We start from the raw sequence: 21,148 nt of genomic DNA on the forward strand, positions 1-21,148 counted from the left end.
TGCGTGACCCGATGGATGGCCGCATGACCATTGCCGACGCGATCCGCGCGGCAGCGGAGCGACTTTGCACCACCAGCGATACCGCCCGGCTCGATGCCGAATTGCTGATGGCGCATGTGCTGGGCGTGTCACGTTCCCAACTGCTGCTGTTGCGGATGCGCGACGACGCTGCGCCGCATGCGGCCGGTTTCGATCGGCTGGTTGAGCGACGCGCGGCTCACGAGCCTGTGGCGCATCTGCTGGGCGTACAGGAATTCTTCGGGCTCGAGTTCGCCGTGACCCCCGATACGCTGATCCCGCGCGGCGACAGCGAAACGATCGTCCAGGCAGCGCTCGATTGTACCCCGCACGATGCCTGCGTGCTCGACATGGGGACAGGGTCGGGCGCGCTGCTGCTGGCTTTCCTGCACGAGCGGCCCGATGCCAAGGGGCTGGGCATCGATGCCTCTGCTGCTGCTCTTGCCGTGGCCAGCGCCAATGGCCAGCGGCTGGGGCTGACGGAACGCGCGCAATTTGTACAAGCGAACTGGCTGGAGGCGGGCTGGGCGCACGATCTGGGCCGTTTCGACCTGGTGCTCTGCAATCCCCCCTATGTTGAAAGCGATGCCGTCCTCGATCCCGACGTGCGCGAATTCGAACCGGCTACGGCGCTGTTTGCCGGACCGGAAGGGCTTGACGACTATCGGGCCATAGTCCCGCAGCTTGGCAAGCTGCTTGTGCCCGGCGGCGTCGCGATATTAGAAATCGGGGCAGGGCAGGCCGAAGCCGTCGGAGCTATCGCGAGCGAATCGGGCTTCGCCGCGGAGACGCGCCGCGACCTTGCCGATCGACCGCGCGCACTGATCCTGAGATAAAAGACTTGGCAAAGGCGATTCGAACGCTTAACTCTGGCCCCAGGCCAGTGGTGCGCGGCTAACGCCTCCCCACCGGTTCCAGCTCCGACATTGCAGTTTTGGTGCGAGGCTCCGGCCCCGCATACCATGCACAAACCGGGGCACGCGAACTGCGACAGGCGCAGGCGCGCAAGGGGTCACGCGGCCAGTTGTGGACCGGTTTTATGGTCTACGCCGCGCATTTAATGAGGACCAGCTACCCTTGAACAACAATCGCAATAATAACCGCCGTCGCGGACGCGGGAATAATCGCAATCAGGGCGGCGCCAATTCGGGCAACCGGATCGACAGCCGCGCTCGCGGCAATGCCCCGCAACTGCTCGACAAGTACAAGAAGCTTGCCCAGGACGCCCAGCATAATGGCGACCGCGTGCAGGCCGAATATTATCTGCAGTTCGCTGACCATTATTTCCGTGTGATCGCCGACAACAAGGCCCGTCAGGACGAAGCCAAGGCGAAACGCCACGACGAGCGCGGACATAATCAGTCGGACGATGACGACGACGATGACGACGGTGATGATCGCCGCAACAATCGTCGCCCGCGCGGCCGCCGCGACGATCAGGACGACGACAATCGCAAGCCGCGCGCTCGCCGCGACGATCGGGATGACGATGAAGACGAGGTGCGCCAGCCGCGCGCTCGCCGTTCCGAGAACGAAGACGACGGTGCTCGCAAGCCGCGCGGTCGCAAACCGCGTAACGACGATGGCGGTGATGGCGAAAGCGAGTTCGAGCCTTCCGAAAATCCGTTCACACGCCGCGACGAAGAGGGCGAAGCACCCAAGAAGCGTCGCGCACCGCGCAAGCCGAAGACAAGCGATAGCTCTGCGGGAAGCGATGGCGGTATCGATGCCACCGTGCTGCCGCCATCGATCGGCGCGAACGATTCCGATGAAAAGCCCGCACCGCGCCGCCGTCGGCGCAAGCAGGAAGACGATAGCGAAGTAAGCGCTGTCGGTTGATCGCGCTTGCAGTGCTGACCTGACGATTTAAGGGTCAGGCCGATGGAGAAAATCCCCGGCTTGGCCCGATCGCACCCGAATATTGCCGCGCTCTTGCTGGGCGCGGCATCCGCTTTCGGTTTTCAGCCCCTTCACCTGTGGCCGCTCGGCCTGGCGGCGATGGGGGCTTTCGGCTGGCTGGCCTTTCATTCGCCAAGCTGGAAACGCGCGCTTCTGGCCGGGTGGCTGTTCGGCGTTGCCCATTTCACCGTCACCGACAACTGGATCGCCACTGCCTTTACCTATCAGGCGGAAATGCCCGCGATCCTCGGTTGGGCGGCCGTTCCGCTGCTGGCGCTATATCTCGCCGTGTGGCCCGCCTTTGCCACCTGCGCGGCCTGGCTGATCGCGCGCCGGGCAAACCTCCTCGCCTTTGCCCTAGCCTTCGGCGCCATGTGGATCGCAGCCGAATGGCTGCGTAGCTGGGTTTTCAGCGGTTACAGCTGGGGGCCGTTCTCCATGATGATGCTGGGCCCGTGGGATCGACCGGGCTTTGCCGTCCTCCTGCCTTATGCCGGCAGTTATGCCCTGTCGGGGATAACGGTCGCCCTCGCCGTCGCACTTGTCTGGTTCGCGCAGGCGAAACGGTTTGTCGGCATAGGGCTTGTCTGTTTCGTGGTTGCTATGGTCTATTTCCCGGCTGGGAAGGGCCGCGACGGGAGTTTGCCGCTGACGCTGGTGCAGCCCAATCTACGACAGGACGAGATCGACGACGCTTCGAAGTTCGAGGAACAATTCCAACGCATCGCCGGGCTGAGCCGTGCCGAAGGGCCGCAAAGCCGGCGCTTGGTACTATGGCCGGAAAGCGGCATCCCCGACTACCTGCGCGATGGCTATCCGCAGCGGTACTACACGCAGATGACGGCGGCGGGCGATCCCGCCTTCGCCCGCGCACGCGTGGGGCAGGCCATCGGTCCGGACAGCCTGTTGCTGACCGGTGTCGTGGACCTCGAAATCGGAATGGTCGACGGGCGCGAAAAAGCGGTGGGGGCGTATAACACGGTCACCTCGGTAGATCCGCAGGGTCAATTGGGCGAGAGATACGCCAAGGCGCATCTGGTGCCGTACGGCGAATACCTGCCGATGCGCGGCCTGCTCGAGCCACTGGGCCTTTCGCGGCTCGTTGCCGGGACAATCGATTTCATCCCGGGACCGGGCCCGCAGACGCAGGACCTGAGCGACTATGGGCGCGCGGGCATGCAGATCTGCTACGAAATCGTGTTCTCCGGCGAAGTGGTGGATCGGGCCAACCGCCCCGATTATATCTTCAACCCGTCGAATGATGGTTGGTTCGGCCTCTGGGGGCCGCCACAGCACCTTGCGCAGGCGCGAATGCGTGCTGCCGAAGAGGGCCTCCCGGTGCTGCGATCCACTACCACCGGGATCAGCGCCGTGATCGATGCTCGCGGCGTTGTGCGCGAGCATATCGGGCGCAATGTTGCAGGGCGAATCGATACGCTCGTACCTCCTCCGCATGCTGCCACGCCCTTCGCCCGACTTGGCCACTGGCTCACGCTGCTTTGGGGCGTCGCTCTGCTTGCGCTTTCGCTGGTTGCCATACGGCGTATGGAAGGCTACCGCGGGAAAGACACATAAAGACTTCTTTATATCAGGATTTCGATCTCTATGCGCACCAGTTTCCTGTTCACATCCGAAAGCGTTTCGGAAGGGCACCCCGATAAGGTTTCGGATCAAATCTCCGACGCCATCGTCGATCTGATGCTGGCCAAGGATGCGGAAGCGCGCGTGGCCTGCGAAACCATGACGACCACCCAGCGTGTCATCCTGTCGGGCGAAATTCGCTGCGCGCCCATGTACGACGCCAAGAATTCCGACTGGGCCGTCAACGGGGGTTGGGCCCCCGGTGCGAAGGAAGAGATCGAGCGCGCTGTTCGCCAGACCGTGCGCGATGTCGGCTATGAGCAGGACGGTTTTCACTGGAAAACGCTGACCTTCGAAAACCACCTTCACGGCCAGTCATCCGAGATCGCCCAAGGCGTGGATGCAAGCGGCAACAAAGACGAAGGTGCAGGCGATCAGGGCATCATGTTCGGATTCGCATGCGACGAGACGCCCGATCTCATGCCGGCGACCCTCGACTACAGCCACAAGATCCTCGAACAGCTGGCCGCTGACCGCAAGAGCGGCACTGCACCCTTCCTCGAGCCCGACGCCAAGAGCCAGGTTACGCTGCGCTATGAAAACGGCAAGCCGGTGGCCTGCACCGCAGTGGTCGTTTCGACCCAGCATGGCAAAGGCTATCATGAGGGCGAAAAGGAAGCCGAACTCAAGTCCTATGTGAAAAAGGTGGTCGGCGACATCATGCCCGAAGGCTGGCTGACCGACGATACCGAATGGCATATCAATCCCACCGGGGCGTTCGAAATCGGCGGACCCGATGGTGATGCCGGCCTTACCGGCCGCAAGATCATTGTCGATACTTATGGCGGTGCAGCCCCGCATGGCGGCGGCGCATTCAGCGGAAAAGACCCGACCAAGGTCGACCGTTCGGCTGCCTATATCACCCGCTATCTGGCGAAGAACATCGTGGCGGCCGGACTTGCCAAGCGCTGCACCATCCAGCTGTCCTATGCGATCGGCGTGTCCAAGCCTCTCTCGCTGTATGTTGATACGCACGGCACCAGTGCCGATGGCGTCACCGATGAAGCACTCGAGGACGCGATCCGCGGGATCGAAAAACTGGGTGGTCTTACCCCGCGCGGTATCCGCATGCATCTCGGATTGAACAAGCCGATCTATCGCCAGAGCGCGGCCTATGGCCATTTCGGTCGTCAGGCCGATGGCGAGCACTTCCCCTGGGAGCGCACCGATCTGGTCGACGATCTGAAGGCTGCGCTAAACTAACGGTCAGCCGTGTTCTCCCTTGCGCGGGCTGGGGCGATCGAGTGCCAGCTCCGCATCGGAGAAGGTAAGGGGCGTGCGCACGCCGGGAATGCCATCGAGATCGAGACGCATGCCGCGGGCCTTCACCTGAGGGTCGTCGAACACGGCATCCACGGCGTTGACGCGGCCGGCCGGAATCCCAGCCGCCGCGCAATCGGCAAGCAATTCGTCCATCTGCCACTTGGACGTTTCACCTGCGATAATCGCATCGAGCTCTTCGCGATTGGCCAGGCGTCCCTCGTTGGTGGCAAAGCGTTCGTCGGCCAGCAAATCGTTACGACCGAGTAGGGTCAGGAGGCGGCGGAACAGGCCGTCGTTGGCAGGTGCGAGCACGACCTTGCCATCGGCGACGGGGAATACGCCATAGGCGCTGACCTGTGCGTGCTCGTTACCCATTCGGGGTGGATTTTCGCCGGTAGTGAGAAAATGCATCGCCTGGCTGGCAAGCAAACCTACCGAACAGTCCAGCAGTGCCATATCGACATGCTGTCCGCGACCTGTCCGCGCGCGCATGGCGAGCGCGGCCTGAATGCCGATAACGGAGTACAGTCCGCAGGTGAGGTCCGATATGGAAATGCCCATCTTCATCGGCTGCCCCTGCGGCTCGCCCGTCAGGGCCATGAAACCGCTCATCGCCTGAATTACGAAATCGTAGCCTGCTTCGTGCGCACGCGGTCCCGTCTGCCCGAACCCCGTAATCGAGCAATAAACGAGCTGGGCGTTGACCTGGGCGAGGCTTTTATAGTCGAGGCCGAATTTCGTCAGTGTCCCGGTTTTGAAGTTTTCGAGCACTACGTCGGCTGAGGATGCCAGATCATGGATACGAGCCAGATCATCCTCGTCCCTGAAATCGGCGATAATCGAACGCTTCCCCCGATTTGCGGCGTGGTAATAGGCGGCTTCACGTTCTCCATGGTCGCGCTCAATCCAGGGTGGGCCCCATTTGCGGGTCCCATCGCCATCGGGGCTTTCCACCTTGATCACGTCGGCGCCGAGGTCGGCGAGGATTTGGCCAGCCCACGGGCCTGCCAGGACGCGCGCAAGTTCGAGTACTTTCAGCCCGGCAAGGGGAGCGTTCGGGTTGCGAGGGGTATCGAGCCACATGACGTGCGGCTTGCGCGGCAGCTTCGCGCCGGTCAAGTTACTCCATGCCAACGGATGCGGCGAGGCTGCCTATGGCATTGAGAAATTCTTCGCGGAAATCCTGAACCACCTGCCGGCTGGAACGAACCTGTTCGACCAACCCCACGCCTTGACCCACGAAATAACTTACCAGCTCGTTCGCACCCTTATTGCCCGACGCAGCCTCCCGTTCGATCCGGGCGAAGGCGGGTTCGGAGACCATCCCCATCAGCGGCATGGGGAGTGTTCCCGGACCGCCGGGCGCATCCCAAGCATCGTGCCATGCTGTCTTGAGCTGGCGCGCGGGCTTGCCAGTCCGGCTGCGCGAGCGGACCGTATCGCGACTGCGCGCTGCGACCATCTTTGCCCGGAAAGCCTCGCTCGTTTCCGCTTCGGGTGTGGCGAGCCAGACCGATCCGGTCCATGCTCCCTGTGCACCCGCCGCCATCATTCCGGCCATCTGACCTCCGGTCATGATGCCCCCGGCGGCGAGCACCGGGATATCGTAATCGTGGCGCGCGAGTTCGCGCACGACCTCGGGGACGAGCACCAGCGTCGATACTTCGCCGCAGTGGCCGCCCGCTTCCGTGCCCTGGGCAACGATGATGTCGACACCCGCTTCGGCCTGGCGGATGGCATGTTCCTTGGCCCCGACCAGCGCAGCTACCGGCACGCCGCGCTGCTTGCCTTCCTTTATCATCGCGGGTGGTGCAATGCCCAACGCGTTGGCAATCAGCCGAATGGGATGCCGGAATGCGACTTCCATCAGGGCAAGACCGTTCTCGGGGGTGATGCCCATGCGTTCGCGGAGGATCGGCATCTCGGCTTCGGGCGCAATTCCATATTGGCCGAGAACGGAATTGACGAAGCCTTGATAGGCGGGATCGATAGCCGCAGCCCGGCTCTTGTTGTCGGACAATTCGCTGACGCGAGGATCGATCACTTCGGGAACGAGAACATCCACACCGTAAGGGGCCCCGTCCACATGCGAATCGATCCAGGAAAGCTCTTCCTCGAGCTGCTCGGGACTGAAGCGCGTAGCGCCCAGCACCCCGAGCCCGCCCGCCTTGCTGACGGCAGCTACAACGTCGCGACAGTGGCTGAAGGCGAAAAGTGGAAACTCCGCCCCGGTCAGCTCACATATGCGGTTCATCGGCATGGGCATGTCCTCCTGGGAGACACCCTATCCCGCGCACTCGGCTGTGCAAGCCGCCATTACGGGCGGGTCATCGTAACCGGAGCGTCGCCCGGGGATGGCTTCCATCGGGTTTCAGGCGGAAATACCTCGTCAAGAGTACCCTTTTGCCAGGCCCCGTAAACAGGGTTCGGTACGAGAAACCAGCCATTGCCCCAAAGCTGTGCGTATTCGCCGCGCGCGACCATTGTCCGCCGCGCAGCAATCGCACTTTCATCCGCGTTGAATACGTCGGCAAAATCGCCGAGATTGTCGCCTGCCATGGCGATCACGCAGTAATTCTCGGCTATCTTCGCCCGGCGCCCATCCTTGCGGCTTCCCATATCGTCGTCGCCGCGCAGAAAGAGGGTTTGCCCGTGTACAGCCGGCCCGGTCCCCGCTGCTTCGATCGCTGCCACGGCACCAGCAGCGGTGTCCGAATCGCGGTTGGTATTGAAGATGACCGTAATTCCGGCTTCACGAAGGCGGCGCAGGCCGGTCACTGCACCAGGAACCGGTTGCGCGATCCCGGCACCGTTATTGGCCCATTGTGCCCATTCGTCGGCATCGAACGGCTTACCCGTCAGTGCCTGCCAGTATTCATAGCCTGTATTAAGCAGCACGGTCTCGTCGACGTCGAACACGGCTGCAAACGGTTTGGCTGTGCCGTCGGCCTTGATGCAGGACGCCGTTCCGATCCCGCCAGTGGTCCCGTCTGGCAGACCCATAGGAACCGATTGCGGAGCCTTTCGCTGGTGGACCACGGCGATCGAATAATCGGCGATCTGACGCCAGGTCTGGATAGACGCCGCTGCAGCTTCGCCCGAACCGTAGAGCCAGCGCATGGTGTCCGGCGCCGCTTTCTCTTTCGCCACCGTCGCGGGGCCAGTGACAGGGCCCGAATTCATGGTCGCGCAACCGGCTAGGGCCACTGCGCTGGCGGCGAGGGTCAAAATTTGTTTCATTTAAAAGGTCCAGAACGATCAAGAGAATGCAGGTCGCGGGATTTGCCACAGCAAGCCATGGAAACGCAATCGACTGTATCAACGACCGGAAGCGATTGACTATGTACGCGCCACAGGCCCTTGCGACCCAGAAACTCGCGTCGAAATCGACCTTTTGCCCCTAAAAATTGATAACATTCACAACACTACAATAATTGTGCAACGCAGCAGGAAGGCGCGCCGAAGCCCGCTGACGCAAATTACGGGAAATCATTGCGTTAATGACAAGGCTTCGATGTTTGTTGCGCATTATGCAATCAAAATTGTCCTTTTCGCACTTGCACAAAAACCGCCCGGCGCGCATATCTCCTCGTGCCTTTTAGGCATCCTCTCCCAAGACTTTTAAGCCCGGTTGGTTTTCCAGCCGGGCTTTTTTCTGGCTTGAGCGGACCCGCGCGGCGTCTTCCTTCATTGTATCTCACAGGGGCCACCCCCAAGTGAACCGGCAAGACGAACAGGAACGGGAATACGACCCAATGGCCGATGCGGATGCTGCGACAGCGGTAGAAGAAAAGACAGTGAGATTGCAGGTCGCAGCAGCGCGACAGGAAGAAAGTGGTCAGGGTATCGCGCGCATGCCGCGTTCTGCTTTCCAGGCGTTGGGGATCACCGAGGGCGATGTCGTCGAGATTACCGGAAAGCGCGCAACTGCTGCCATCGCCATGGCCGCTTATGACGAAGATCAAAGTCTCGATGTGGTGCGGCTCGACGGTCTCCAGCGCGGGAATGCGCAGGTCGGGTCGGGCGAACATGTGAATGTGGTCGTCGCCGAATCGCGCCCTGCGACCCGGGTCGTGTTTGCGCCGGCGCAGCGGGAAATGCGTTTGCAGGGCCCGGCGCAGGCGCTGAAGCGCAACTTCTTCAGGAAACCTCTTGTCGCGGGTGACCTTGTGGCGACGACCGGACAGCAGCCGGTTCAGAATATGCCACCGGAAGTGCGCCGCATGTTCAACGCACCGGCCTATGCCCTCACGCAGATTCGCCTGAGCGTGGTCGCGACGACACCCAAGGGCATCGTCCATATCGACGAGAATACCGAGGTTGAGCTGCGCGCCGAGTTCGAGCCGCCGCGCGATGCGCGTGCGGTCGTCAATTATGACGATGTCGGCGGCATGGGTGAAACCATCCAGCAATTGCGCGAGATGGTCGAGTTGCCTTTGCGTTACCCAGAATTGTTCACGCGTTTGGGTGTCGATCCGCCCAAGGGCGTTTTGCTGCACGGCCCGCCGGGAACGGGCAAGACCCGGCTTGCTCAGGCCGTCGCCAATGAAAGCGATGCCAACTTCTTCACCATCAACGGTCCCGAGATCATGGGTTCGGGCTATGGCGACAGCGAAAAAGCACTGCGTGAAGTGTTCGAGCAGGCGACGAAGGCAGCGCCGGCCATCATCTTCATAGACGAGATCGATTCGATTGCGCCGAAGAGAGATCGCGTGCCAGGAGAAGCAGAAAAACGGCTTGTTGCGCAGCTTCTGACCCTGATGGACGGGCTGGAAGCCCGCTCGAACCTGGTCGTGATTGCTGCGACCAACCGGCCGGAAGCGATTGACGAGGCATTGCGCAGGCCTGGACGCTTCGACCGCGAGATCGTGATCGGCGTGCCCGACGAAAGCGGACGCCGGGAAATTCTTGGCATTCACACACGGGGCATGCCGCTGGGCGACAGGGTCGACCTGAACGAACTGGCCAAGGCGACTTATGGCTTCGTCGGGGCAGATATCGCGGCGCTTGCGCGAGAAGCAGCGATCGACGCGGTGCGGCGGATCATGCCGCGCATCGATCTGGACGAACGCACCATTCCGCCTGAAGTGCTCGATGACCTCTATGTAGGCCGCGAGGATTTCCTCTCTGCGCTGAAGCGTATCCAGCCAAGCGCCATGCGCGAAGTCATGGTTCAGGTGCCCAATGTCGCATGGTCCGATATCGGCGGGGTCGGCGATGCCATCGCCAAGCTCAAGGAAGGCATCGAGCTGCCAATGAAAAACCCCGAGGCGTTTCATCGTCTCGGTATCCGGCCTGCTCAGGGCTTTTTACTTTATGGACCTCCCGGTACAGGGAAGACCTTGCTGGCAAAGGCCGTTGCCAAAGAGGCGAAGGCTAACTTCATTTCGATGAAAAGCTCGGACTTGCTGTCGAAATGGTATGGCGAAAGCGAACAGCAGATCGCACGGATGTTCAAGCGGGCGAGGGCTGTCGCACCCTGCGTCGTGTTCATCGACGAGATCGACAGTCTGGTTCCGGCACGTGGAAGCGGGCAGGGCGAACCCCAGGTGACCGGGCGGGTGGTAAATACCATTCTGGCCGAAATGGACGGGCTTGAAGAATTGCAGTCGGTGGTGGTGATTGGTGCGACCAATCGTCCCACTCTGGTCGATCCTGCACTGCTGCGCCCGGGACGCTTCGACGAACTGGTTTATGTCGGGACACCCGACAAGGGCGGTCGCGAACAGATCCTGCGGATACATACGAAGGACATGCCGCTGGCTGACGACGTCAATCTGGTCGATGTAGCTTCGAAGACCGAGCGCTTTACCGGCGCGGACCTGGAAGACGTGGTGCGCCGGGCGGGCCTCAACGCGCTCCACCGGGCGGGTGGCGATGTGCAGGAAGTGACCGATGTCGATTTCACCGAGGCCTTGGGAGACAGCCGCGCCACCGTGACGTCTCAGATGGAAGCGGAGTACAAGAAGATGCAGGGCGAACTGAAGAAGCGCGCTGCAGATGTGCGACCGATCGGCTTCGTTTACGAAGGAATGGTCGAAAGCACGCGTGACGAGAAGCACGCGCCGCCAGCCGGGGACTAAGCTCCGGTTGCGCGCTGGTTCGCCGCTTCCACTTCGAGGCGGTGGCGGATCAGCGCGTCTGGCTGGTTCTGTTTGATCCAGCCGAGCATGTGTTCGCGGACTTCGCAGCGCAGCGTCCATAGGTCGCCTATCGTCTCTGCGCTCATCGACAGACGCAACTCGACGCTTTCCGGATAGGCTTCGGTCATCAGCAATTCCAGATTGCGTCCATCCCACAACGGATTGGATTGAACGAAGCGTTCGAATTCCTCGCGGATCGGATCGATCTCGGCGATGGGATCGAGATGCAGCATGACCGGCCCTGTCAGCCGCTCGCTTACCCGCGACCAGTTTTCGAAACTCTGGTCGAGAAAGCGTGTCGTAGGAACGACCAGAACGCGTTCGTCCCAAGTGCGGACCGTCACGAAGCTCATCCGGATTTCTTCCACGCGCCCGGCCTGATCATCGACCTTGACCAGATCCCCGATTCGTAGAGGCTGCGTTAGTGCCATCTGTAGTCCGGCAATAAGCGATTTGAGTGCAGGCTGCGCAGCGGCGCCCACTGCCAGGGCGGCAAGACCTGCCGATGCCAGCATCGTAGTCCCGACATCGCGAACACCGGGAATGTTGAGCATGATCAGGGAAATCGTGATGATGACGATCCCGACCTTTACCGTGCGCGACAGGATCGCAATCCGTGTGAGGCGACCACGGTGCGCGACCGGGTCTCCCGAGAAACCGATCTGTCTTTCAAATCCGAGAGCGAGACCGCGTACGGCAGAATAGGCGACCCATCCTACCACGGCGGGGATCAGAAAGCGTGTCAGGATATCCCAGCCGCGGCCGGTCAGCGCATCGTTCTCTGCGGAAATGGCAACCGCGAACGCTATGGCGGCCCAGCGCAGCGGTTTACGGACTGCTTCGACTAGAACATCGTCGAAGACACTGGTCGATGTCCGCGCAATTCGACGCAGAATGGCGAACACGATCCAGTGTATCACGACGGCGATCAATATGGATGCCGCAAGCGCGATCAACGTATGGATCAGGCCTTCGACGGAGATCGGCCAATTGGCTGGATCGTAGCGGTCAAACATCGGTGTAATCGGTATGGAGGCACGCTGTGTAACGCAAGTCCAAGCGGCCGGTGCCTCAATCCGTCACAGGCAATACGATCGAGACTTGCAAACCGTCCTTGGTGAAGTTGCGTTCGAATGTCCCGCCGAACTGACGGGCAGCACTGGTCATGAGCAGGCTGCCGAAACCCTTGCGTTCCGGCAATTCCTCCAGATCGGCACCGCTTTCGCGCCAGGTTAGCGTGAGCATGCCATCATCTTCCGTCCAGCTGACATGGACTGTGCCCCTGTTCTTCCAGGCTCCGTATTTGACGGCATTGGTGGTCAGTTCGTGCAGAACGAGACCCAAAGGCGTAACACGCTTGGCCGGCAGCATGACGTCCGGACCTTCGATCTCGGCCGGATGCTTGCTGGAGCGATAAGGAGCGAGCGAGGTTTCGACCAATGCGCGAAGCGAGGCGACGGGCCTCTCCAGCTCGCCCTGACTGACCTCGTGCGCGGTCAGCAGCGCGCGAATGCGCTGAGCGATACTGTCGGTGACTTCCTTCGCTTCGGGCTTATCGCGCGCGCTCATCTGGACGATCGCGAGGATGACAGCGAACAGGTTCTTCACCCGGTGATTGAGTTCGCGTGCAAGCAAATCGGCGCGATCACGCGCTTCGCTGACTGCGGCTGCCTGCGATGCTTCGGCTTCCGCCCGCGCGGCGCGACCGACAAGGCGCGCCCCTGCCAGCATGGCGATGATGAGCAGCACGAACAGGGCGCCGAGCAGCGGCAGAACCCGAGCTTCACTTCGTGCGGCTTCGGCAGCGCGTTCCGCAAGAATCCGGCTTTCGATATCTTCCATTTCCGCAATGGCGCGAACCAGCCGTTCCATCGCTTCGACGCCTTCGTCCGTCAGCGTGGCGCGGCGGGCATCGAGCAGACGACCATTTTCGAGCAGTTCGACACTTTCAGCCATCTCATCGAACTTGGCACGCGCCAAGGCGTCGATCTGATCGATCAGTTCGACCTGCCGCGCCGTCGCATCATCGCCGAGGAGCACGCGTACCCGATCGAGTGACGGCTCCAGCTGTTCGCGGGCCATCTGGTAAGGTGCAAGATACCGCCGATCGAGCGTGATCAGATAACCGCGCTGGCCGGTCTCGCCACTAAGCGCGGCGCTGTTGATCTGGCGCAGCTCTTCCAGCACCTCGACCGTACGTTCGACCTGACGGCGCTGTGCGCGTTCGGCCTCTACGGTCTGATAGGCGAGAACGATGGTCGCAAACATGGCCGCCGCGATGACAAGCAGCAGCGCCACATTCATCCAGCGCGGGTTTCGCGTACGCGCGACGAAGTCTTCGATCTCGCTCAGTGTGCTGCCCCCCAACTGGTTCCGGTACCGATATCGACACCTAGCGGAACGTCAAGCTTTACAGACGGTTCGGCGGCACTGACCATAACGCTTTCGATGACCTTGCGGGCTGCATCGACATCGCTTTCGGGCAGTTCGAACACCAATTCGTCGTGGACCTGAAGCAGCATCTGCACATGAGCGAGCCCTGCAGCTTCCAAGGCAGGCATCATGCGAACCATCGCCCGCTTGATAATATCGGCGCTGGTCCCCTGGATCGGAGCATTGATGGCTGCCCGCTCGCTACCCTGGCGTTCCGTCTGGTTCTTCGACCCTATCCGCGGGAACCAGGTCTTGCGACCGAACAGCGTTTCCGAATAACCGCATTCTCGGACCTGCTCGAGGGTGCGGACGATGTATTTCTGGATGCCGGGAAAACGCTGGAAATAGGTGTCGATCATGGCCTGAGCCTCGTCGGCTTCCACGCCGAGGCGACCTGCAAGACCCCAGCGCGATATACCGTAGAGGATGGCGAAATTGATCGTTTTTGCGCGCGCGCGCGTATCGCGATTGACCTCGCCGAACATTTCGCTGGCCGTGCGTGAATGAATGTCCTCGCCGTTGGCGAAGGCTTCCTTCAGGCTTGGCACGTCAGCCATGTGCGCGGCCAGGCGAAGCTCGATCTGCGAATAGTCGGCAGCCAGGAGTACGTTGCCGTCCTGGGCAACGAACGCTTCGCGAATCTGGCGCCCTATTTCTGTACGAATGGGAATGTTCTGAAGGTTCGGATCGGTTGAAGACAGGCGACCCGTCTGTGCACCGACCAGGCTATAGCTGGTATGGACACGCCCGGTTTCGGGATTGATCGCCTGCTGGAGAGCGTCTGTATACGTGCTCTTCAACTTGGCGAGCTGCCGCCATTCCAGCACCTTGTCGGCGATTTCCGCTCCATCGGCGGACAGGCGCTCCAGTACGCTCTGATCCGTGGAGTATTGCCCGCTCTTCCCCTTCTTGCCACCTTTGTAGCCCAGCTGTTCGAACAGCACTTCGCCTAGCTGTTTGGGGCTACCGACGGTGAATTCGCGCTCGGCTATGCCGTGGATTTCCTTCTCCAGCCGCGCCGTTTCGCTCGCAAATTCTTCCGACAACCGCGCCAGCTGGGCGCGATCGACCTTGATGCCATGACGTTCCATGCTGGCGACGACAGGCACGAGAGGCCGATCGACGCGCTGATAGATTTTCGTGCCGCCTTCAACGGCGAGCCGGGGCTTGAGCAATTTATACAGACGCCAGGTTACGTCGGCGTCTTCCGCGGCATATTCCGTCGCCTTGTCGAGCGGCACTTCACCGAAGGGAATCGCCTTCTTCCCGGTGCCGCATATTTCCTTGAAGGTAAGACAGGTGTGGCCAAGGTGGCGGTCCGCAAGCTCGTCCATCCCGTGTCCGCCGCCGATGCCGTCGAGCTGACGGCCGGCGTCCAGATCGAAGCTGATGATCATCGTATCTTCGACAGGGGATACCGTAATGCCATTGCGAGCGAGGACGTTGAGGTCGTATTTGCCGTTGTGGAAGACTTTCGTAACGGCATCGCTTGTCAGCAATGGTCGCAGAGCGGCGAGCGCGGCAGTCTTTTCGATCTGCTCCGGCCGTTCGGCAAACATGTCATTCCCGCCATGACCGAGGGGGATGTAGCATGCATCGTTCGGACCGAGCGCCAGGCTGATCCCGACCAGATCGCACAGCATGCAATCGAGTGAACTGGTCTCCGTATCCACGGCAACGAGCCGGGCGGCATGCGCGCGCTGGATCCATTCTTCGAGCCGGGACAGCGTTTGCACGCATTCATAGCTGGAACGATCGACAGCAGGATAATCCGGCGGAGGCTGGCGATTGCCTTGCTCGCCGGGGGTCACGCCTTTGGTATCCTGCCGGGCGGGATCGAGTTCGGTCGTTCGCGCGGGGCTGCCAGTGCCAGCGTCGAGCCGCTTCAACAGACTGGTAAAGCCATGTTTGCTGAGAAAGGCAGCCAGCGGTTCAGGCGGCACTTCCACCAGCTTCATGTCGTCCAGCGAGACGGGCAGGCCGCAGTCCTCTTTCAATGTGACGAGCACGCGGCTGAGCTCGGCGTCTGCGCGATGTTCGAGCAGGCGTTCCTTCAGCTTGCTCGTCTTCATGCCTTCCGCTGCGTCGAGCGCGGCGGTCAGCGTGCCGTGTTCGGCGATGAGCTTGCTGGCCGTTTTCGGCCCGACGCCGAAGATGCCGGGAATGTTGTCGACAGAATCGCCCATCAGCGCGAGTACATCGCCCACGAGTTCCGGTGGCACACCGAATTTCTCGATGACTTCGTCGCGTCCGATGCGGGCATTTTTCATCGTATCGAGCATATCGATGCAGCCGCCTGCCTCGACGCCCGGTTCGAGATCTTCGTCGGCGCATTGGCCGATCAACTGCATCAGGTCCTTGTCAGAACTGACAATCGTGACGTCCCAGCCCTTTCGCGTCGCCGCGCGGGCATAGGATGCGATCATGTCGTCCGCTTCGACGTCAGGTTCTTCAATGCAAGGCAGGCTGAAGGCGCGCGTTGCGTCTCGAATCAAAGGGAATTGTGGCACCAGATCTTCAGGCGGGTCGGGCCGATTGGCCTTGTACTGGTCGTAAAGATCGTTGCGGAAACTGTGGCTCGACTTGTCGAGTATCACCGCGAGATGCGTCGGGCCGTCGGCTTTATGAAGATCATCGGCCAGCTTCCACAACATGGTGGTGTAACCGTAAACAGCGCCAACCGGCGTGCCTTCAGGGTCGGTCAACGGGGGAAGGCGATGGTAGGCGCGGAAGATATAGGCCGAGCCGTCAACGAGGTAGAGATGTGGTTTGTCACCCATGGCGGGGGCTTAGCAATGGGCAGACCTATTGGGGAGCGACTTTTTCTCCCTATTAAGATCGCGCGGGAATCAAGGTGAGCTCGCCCTAATTAAGGCGGAAATGTGGCGGTGAGAGTGCGATTATCCTTGCGATGCCTCAATCCCGCCACTATTTAGCCACTGTGACGCCTCAATTGGGCGCTCGCTCGGTGTGGGGACGCAAGTCTTTCGTACCGTAAGCAAAACCCGCTGTTCAAGGATTTATACCTATGCGCAAGATCGCTCTTTTCGCTGCTGCTTCGGCTGCTGCTCTGACCCTCGCCGCATGTTCGGAAGCTACCGAAGATTCGGCTGCGACCACTGCTGACAACGCTGCTGCAGACGCTGAAGCGAACATGGAAGCTGCTGGCGACGCAATGGAATCGGCTGGTCAGTCGATGGAAGCTGGCGCTGAAGACATGGCTGCCGACGCTGACCACGCTGCTGCCGAAGTCGAAGCAGACGTGCAGGACGAAACCACCGCAGAAGCTCAGGCCGACTAATCGACCTGCTTCGCGAACGGTTTCCCGTTCACGTACAGAAAAGGGCGGTGCCTTTCGGCGCCGCCCTTTTTTAATGGTCGATGAGAGCGAGCTTATTCGCCGCCGTAATCGGCACTCGCCCAGTTGCGTCCATCCTGCGCTCTTGTGCCGAACCCATTATAAAGTGCCTGCGTAATCGTCGAGATACGTGAATCGCGGTTGGCGCGTGCATTGAGCTTCTCGCTACGGCTACCATTCTCGACGGCCATGGACGGGCTCTGGCCAGTCACATAAATCGCGGCGGCAATCGCACGCCCGTCGGGCGTCAGAAAGATACCAATGTCGCTAGCGGTACGAGCCAGCGTACCCGTTTTATGAGCTAGATTAGCGCTTACCGGCAAGACTGAGCGCATGCGCCGTTTGCCGGTAGTCGTTTCAAGCATCGCATCCAACAAGACGCGGCGGGAATGCTCGCTCAGCCATTTGCCCTGATAGATGCCGGCAAGCAGTTGGCCCATCGCGCGCGGGGTTGCGCTATCCTTCGTATCGACGCTCCAAGCCGGATCGATGCTACCATCCTGGCGAATAAGAGTGGCGATATTGCGGGTGAGTTCGAAGCCTTCGATACCCGCTCCTCGCATCCATTTATTGACGGCGGACGGTCCACCAACTGCGTTAAGAAGGGCATCGGTGCAGTCGTTGCAACTCTTGCTGATCATCAGGCTAAGGTGGCGGTATGCAGGCATATATGCGCCGCCGGGGCGGGGAAGACGATATTCGCTGGTGAGGCTCCACCGGCCCTCATCCACTCCAGCGAGATAGGTAGCTGCAATGGCGACCTTGCTGGTGCTTGCCAAGGGAAACCGCTGATCGGCGAGTACGCCTATTTCCCGGCCAGACGTCAGATCGACAGCATAGACACCGATCCGCCCATTCGATCCATCGGCAAGCTGAGCAATCCGGCTTTCAAGGGGCGAAGAATAGAGCGTCCCTTGACTCTGAGGCACGCGTAATTCGGTACCCAGAGTATTGTCGAATTGCGCTTCGAAGCCGCTTCCCTGTGCGAGCGCCGGGGCGGCAAAGGCCATAGCCCCGATTGCAAGCAACCGTCCGAAAATTCCTTGTCCCATATCGACCCCATACACCCTCTATGGTTAGGCAAATATTAATGCCTCGAAAATGTGTCGATACAAGGGCATGGCGACGAAAGGTGTCGTCAGGAAGACAGTTCATTCCGTCCGGTTGTTACAACTGACCGCGTAAGACGCTAGGATTTGACAATAACCTGTTCGATTTTCGCCGTGGTTTCACCCGACAATGTCTTGTCGATTTCACCGACCAGGCGTTTTTCCAACTCCGAATGATAATGGCGCCGCATTTCGCCAAGCGTTTTAGGGTCGGCGATCACGAGCACGTCCGAAATCTCTCCGGATATGGATTTCTCGTTCAGCCATTCTGCCGCTGCCGCGCCGTGTGCAAGCTCGTTCAGATCGGTCCGGCCGTGCTGTTGGCTGACGGGATCCTGATGCTTCACTCCTGCACTGAAGTTCGTGACACTTAGATCCGGTTTTTCGGATGATCCGAGCTTGGGTTCCAAAGCTGTGCCGCTGTTACGCATCACGATGAAATTTTCCCCATCGACGATGGCAACATGGGCATTGTTGGGAAGGCGCATGGAATTTGTCTCCTGTTGTTTTCGTTTGCACGAGATGGAACGGGCGAGAGTGCCAAGAGGTCCAGACTTGAGCGTCGGAGCGTTTCGCGGCACACATTAACCGCATGGGAGAGATCGACGGCGCAAGCGCGCTTGAACCCGGCCTGGCGAAAGCGCTTGCACGCGCAGGATTGGCTGCACCCGAAGGATTGCGGCGGCTCACCGGCGGGGCCACGATGGAAAGCTGGTTTTTCTCCAGCGGCGCCGAGGACTTCGTCCTGCGCCGCGCGCCCAGCTTGTCATTCATGGAGGGGCGACCCTTCGGCCATGAAGTCGAAGCTGCGATCATAAGTGCCGCTCACAATGCGGGCGTGAAGGCACCGGAGGTGGTTGTCGGGCTGGAGCCGGCCGATGGGATCGGCAGTGGCTTCGTCATGCGAGCTTTGCCAGGTACGGCAGAACCGCGCGTTATCTTGGGTATGAAGCAGCCGGGGCGGCTTCTTGAGGAAGTCGCCCGCGACCTCGCGCGAATCCATGCCATACCTCGTGCCGCACTACCCGACGATGTGCCGGAACTGGATTACGCAGAAGCCGTCGATGGTCTCGTCCAGCAATTCGAAGACGCTGGCGGCGACCGGCCTGTGATTGCCCTTGGCCTCAAGTGGCTTCGAGACCATTTGCCAGAGCCTCTCGAGCCAGTGCTCAACCATGGCGACTTCCGTCTTGGCAATTTGCTCGCCGAAGATTCACATCTCACCGGCGTACTGGACTGGGAATTATGCCACTTCGGGGACCGACACGAAGATCTCGCCTTTGGCTGTATGGCCGTCTGGCGGTTTTCGCGAGTTGATCGCCCCGCGCTGGGGATTGGCTCGTTAGAAGACTATGTGGTTGCTTATGAGCAGGAGAGCGGTTTTGGCGTTGACCCGGATCGCTTCCGTTTCTGGCTGATCTATCGCACGGTTTGGTGGGCTCTTGGCTGCCTCCGCATGGCGAGTTTTTGGCGTAGCGGCGATGACCGCATGCTTGAACGCGTCGTGATCTCGCGCCGCACGAGCGAACAAGAGCTCGACCTGCTTCTGCTGTTGGAAGAGGACGCGCCCGAGGAGGAGCGGGCACGCCCGGTGCCTTCGATTGAGAAACGGCCAGAGCCGCAGGGGGAGGCGAGTATGGGCGAAATCGCAAGTGCGATTTCGGAATGGTTGGCCACAATAAAAGATCGCATGGACGGCCATGACCGGTTCCAGCTTGCAGTGGCACGCAATGCGCTGGGCATGTTGGCGCGGGGCGACCAGATTGTGTCTGAATGCGAAGACAGACATCTCGCGCAGCAATTGCTCCGTGGGGAATGCTCTTTGAGAAATCCCGGGGTGCTTGCTGCCCTTCGCCGTGCCGCGTTGGACAAGCTTGCTGCAGACGTGCCCAAATACCCAATGCTCGAACGTGCTCGCGCAAAGTGGACAGGAGAGGACTGATGGATTTCGCAATACCGCAAGCGCTCGAGGAGTATTACGCCGAACTCGAAACCTTCATCGGGACGGTCATCGAGCCGATGGTGGCGAAAGACGACAATCAGCGTTTCTTCGACCACCGTCGGGAAGACGCACGCACGGATTGGGAGCGGGGCGGGCTGCCGTCCCAACTATGGGAGGAATTGCTGGGCCAGGCCCGGAAGGCTGCAGACGAGGCGGGTCACTGGCGTTTTTCTGCTCCGAAGAGATACGGCGGGAAGGACGGCTCGAACCTCTGGATGGCTGTCATCCGTGATCGCTTCGCGCAGCGCGGCCTTGGTCTCCATAACGATCTGCAGAACGAGCATTCCATCGTCGGAAATTTTCCCTTCGTCGCCATGTTCGAAACGTTCGGGACTGAGGAGCAGAAACGGGAATTCATCAGTGGCGGTTTCGAAGGGACGCGGCGCGTCGCGTTCGGGCTGACGGAACCCGATCATGGCAGCGACGCGACCTGGATGGAAACGACCGCTGTGCGCGAGACTCGCGATGGCGTGGACGGGTGGCGGATCGATGGCGAGAAGATGTGGATCACCGGAATGCACGTGGCCACGCATTGCGCGATGTTCGCGCGTACCTCGGGCGAAGATGGCGCCGCCACGGGGATCACCTGCTTTCTCGTCCCCAATCCCACCGAAGGGCTGCAGATCGAAGAATGGATGTGGACCTTCAACATGCCCACCGACCACCCTCGCCTATCGATAAAAGGGGTTTGGGTCCCGGACAGCGCCATCCTCGGCAGGGAAGGTCGCGGTTTGGCACTGGCGCAAAGCTTCGTGCACCAGAACCGTATCCGCCAGGCGGCAAGCAGCTTGGGCGCAGCCCAGTTCTGTATCGAAGAGAGCGTGCGCTATGCGCGAGAGCGAAAGCCGTTTGGGGAAGAATTGGCGAAGAACCAGGCTATTCAGTTCCCTTTGGTTGAACTGTCCACTCAATGCGAAATGCTGCGCCTGCTGATCTACAAGACCGCATGGGAAATGGACGCACTGGACCATGAGGAGATCGAGAAGACGATGTCCGACAAGGTTTCGATGTGCAACTACTGGGCCAACCGGCTGGTTTGCGAAGCCGCGGATCGGGCGATGCAGGTGCACGGCGGCATCGGCTACTCACGCCACAAGCCGTTCGAGCACATCTATCGCCACCATCGCCGCTACCGCATCACCGAAGGTGCGGAGGAAATCCAGATGCGTAAGGTGGCTGCGTACCTGTTCGGCTACCTTGGTCCGAAGCGCGGGAAATACGGGTGATCGACAAACGACATTGCCAAGCCCCCCCGGGATGCTAGCCATTGCAGCGACTTGAG

The 21,148-nt window shown here is 60.7% G+C and carries 16 protein-coding genes; 8 read left to right on the plus strand and 8 right to left on the minus strand.

Annotation, left to right across the window (positions count from 1 at the left end):
• Window positions 1-23 precede the first annotated feature (23 nt).
• The 4 genes from prmC to metK all read left to right on the plus strand — a co-directional run bounded on the left by prmC (window position 24) and on the right by metK (window position 4,761).
• A complete protein-coding gene (gene prmC, locus K3177_RS03390) occupies window positions 24-854 on the plus strand; it encodes a peptide chain release factor N(5)-glutamine methyltransferase (RefSeq protein WP_221597026.1) in 831 nt (276 codons plus the stop codon).
• A gap of 241 nt (window positions 855-1,095) precedes the next feature.
• Complete coding sequence (locus K3177_RS03395) at window positions 1,096-1,857, plus strand: DUF4167 domain-containing protein (RefSeq protein WP_103022992.1); 762 nt, start codon at window positions 1,096-1,098, stop codon at window positions 1,855-1,857.
• A gap of 42 nt (window positions 1,858-1,899) precedes the next feature.
• Window positions 1,900-3,492, plus strand: a complete 1,593-nt coding sequence (gene lnt, locus K3177_RS03400; RefSeq protein WP_221597028.1) for an apolipoprotein N-acyltransferase — start codon at window positions 1,900-1,902, stop codon at window positions 3,490-3,492.
• 30 nt (window positions 3,493-3,522) lie between these two features.
• Entirely contained in the window at window positions 3,523-4,761 is a 1,239-nt protein-coding gene (metK, locus tag K3177_RS03405; protein WP_221597030.1) for a methionine adenosyltransferase, read from the plus strand.
• 3 nt (window positions 4,762-4,764) lie between these two features.
• Here the strand turns inward: metK and K3177_RS03410 are convergent, their stop codons facing one another.
• The 3 genes from K3177_RS03410 to K3177_RS03420 all read right to left on the minus strand — a co-directional run bounded on the left by K3177_RS03410 (window position 4,765) and on the right by K3177_RS03420 (window position 8,061).
• Window positions 4,765-5,904 carry a CaiB/BaiF CoA transferase family protein gene (locus K3177_RS03410; protein ID WP_221597440.1) on the minus strand — a complete coding sequence of 380 codons (1,140 nt, stop codon included), beginning with the start codon at window positions 5,902-5,904 and terminating at the stop codon, window positions 4,765-4,767.
• Between the two features lie 37 nt (window positions 5,905-5,941).
• On the minus strand, window positions 5,942-7,075 hold the full coding sequence (locus tag K3177_RS03415) for a nitronate monooxygenase (protein ID WP_247714206.1): 1,134 nt from the start codon (window positions 7,073-7,075) through the stop codon (window positions 5,942-5,944).
• Between the two features lie 62 nt (window positions 7,076-7,137).
• The gene (locus tag K3177_RS03420; protein WP_221597034.1) at window positions 7,138-8,061 is read right to left on the minus strand and encodes a 5'-nucleotidase, lipoprotein e(P4) family; all 924 of its coding nucleotides are present in this window, start codon (window positions 8,059-8,061) and stop codon (window positions 7,138-7,140) included.
• 515 nt (window positions 8,062-8,576) lie between these two features.
• Here K3177_RS03420 and K3177_RS03425 point away from each other — a divergent pair.
• On the plus strand, window positions 8,577-10,904 hold the full coding sequence (locus tag K3177_RS03425; protein WP_221597441.1) for a CDC48 family AAA ATPase: 2,328 nt from the start codon (window positions 8,577-8,579) through the stop codon (window positions 10,902-10,904).
• Here the strand turns inward: K3177_RS03425 and K3177_RS03430 are convergent.
• Genes K3177_RS03430 through polA form a run of 3 tightly spaced genes read right to left on the minus strand, consistent with a single transcriptional unit; the run spans window position 10,901 to window position 16,177 of the window.
• Window positions 10,901-11,980, minus strand: coding sequence for a mechanosensitive ion channel family protein (locus K3177_RS03430; protein WP_221597036.1), 1,080 nt, complete (start codon window positions 11,978-11,980; stop codon window positions 10,901-10,903). The two genes, K3177_RS03425 and K3177_RS03430, sit on opposite strands and share 4 nt — an antisense overlap.
• 55 nt (window positions 11,981-12,035) lie before the next feature.
• The gene (locus K3177_RS03435) at window positions 12,036-13,331 is read right to left on the minus strand and encodes a sensor histidine kinase (RefSeq protein ID WP_247714207.1); all 1,296 of its coding nucleotides are present in this window, start codon (window positions 13,329-13,331) and stop codon (window positions 12,036-12,038) included.
• The gene (polA, locus tag K3177_RS03440; RefSeq protein WP_221597037.1) at window positions 13,313-16,177 is read right to left on the minus strand and encodes a DNA polymerase I; all 2,865 of its coding nucleotides are present in this window, start codon (window positions 16,175-16,177) and stop codon (window positions 13,313-13,315) included. Before polA ends, K3177_RS03435 begins: the two co-directional genes overlap by 19 nt.
• 248 nt (window positions 16,178-16,425) lie before the next feature.
• On the opposite strand from polA, the gene K3177_RS03445 reads away from it, so the two are divergent.
• Window positions 16,426-16,698: a hypothetical protein gene (locus tag K3177_RS03445; RefSeq protein WP_103022998.1), complete on the plus strand. Its 273-nt coding sequence runs from the start codon at window positions 16,426-16,428 to the stop codon at window positions 16,696-16,698.
• Window positions 16,699-16,790: 92 nt separating this feature from the next.
• Here K3177_RS03445 and K3177_RS03450 read toward each other — a convergent pair whose 3' ends face one another.
• Window positions 16,791-17,765, minus strand: a complete 975-nt coding sequence (locus K3177_RS03450) for a serine hydrolase (RefSeq protein ID WP_247714208.1) — start codon at window positions 17,763-17,765, stop codon at window positions 16,791-16,793.
• Window positions 17,766-17,944: 179 nt separating this feature from the next.
• Window positions 17,945-18,352, minus strand: a complete 408-nt coding sequence (locus K3177_RS03455; protein WP_221597039.1) for a baeRF12 domain-containing protein — start codon at window positions 18,350-18,352, stop codon at window positions 17,945-17,947.
• A 104-nt stretch (window positions 18,353-18,456) separates the two neighbouring features.
• Here K3177_RS03455 and K3177_RS03460 point away from each other — a divergent pair, with 104 nt between their 5' ends.
• Together K3177_RS03460 and K3177_RS03465 are read left to right on the plus strand one after the other, a co-directional pair.
• Entirely contained in the window at window positions 18,457-19,806 is a 1,350-nt protein-coding gene (locus tag K3177_RS03460) for a phosphotransferase (protein WP_221597040.1), read from the plus strand.
• Window positions 19,806-21,092 (plus strand): acyl-CoA dehydrogenase family protein, encoded by a 1,287-nt coding sequence (locus K3177_RS03465; RefSeq protein ID WP_221597041.1) that lies wholly within the window; start codon window positions 19,806-19,808, stop codon window positions 21,090-21,092. Before K3177_RS03460 ends, K3177_RS03465 begins: the two co-directional genes overlap by 1 nt.
• Window positions 21,093-21,148: the final 56 nt, after the last annotated feature.

Source organism: Qipengyuania pacifica (assembly GCF_019711555.1).
In the GTDB taxonomy this organism is placed as follows: domain Bacteria; phylum Pseudomonadota; class Alphaproteobacteria; order Sphingomonadales; family Sphingomonadaceae; genus Qipengyuania; species Qipengyuania pacifica.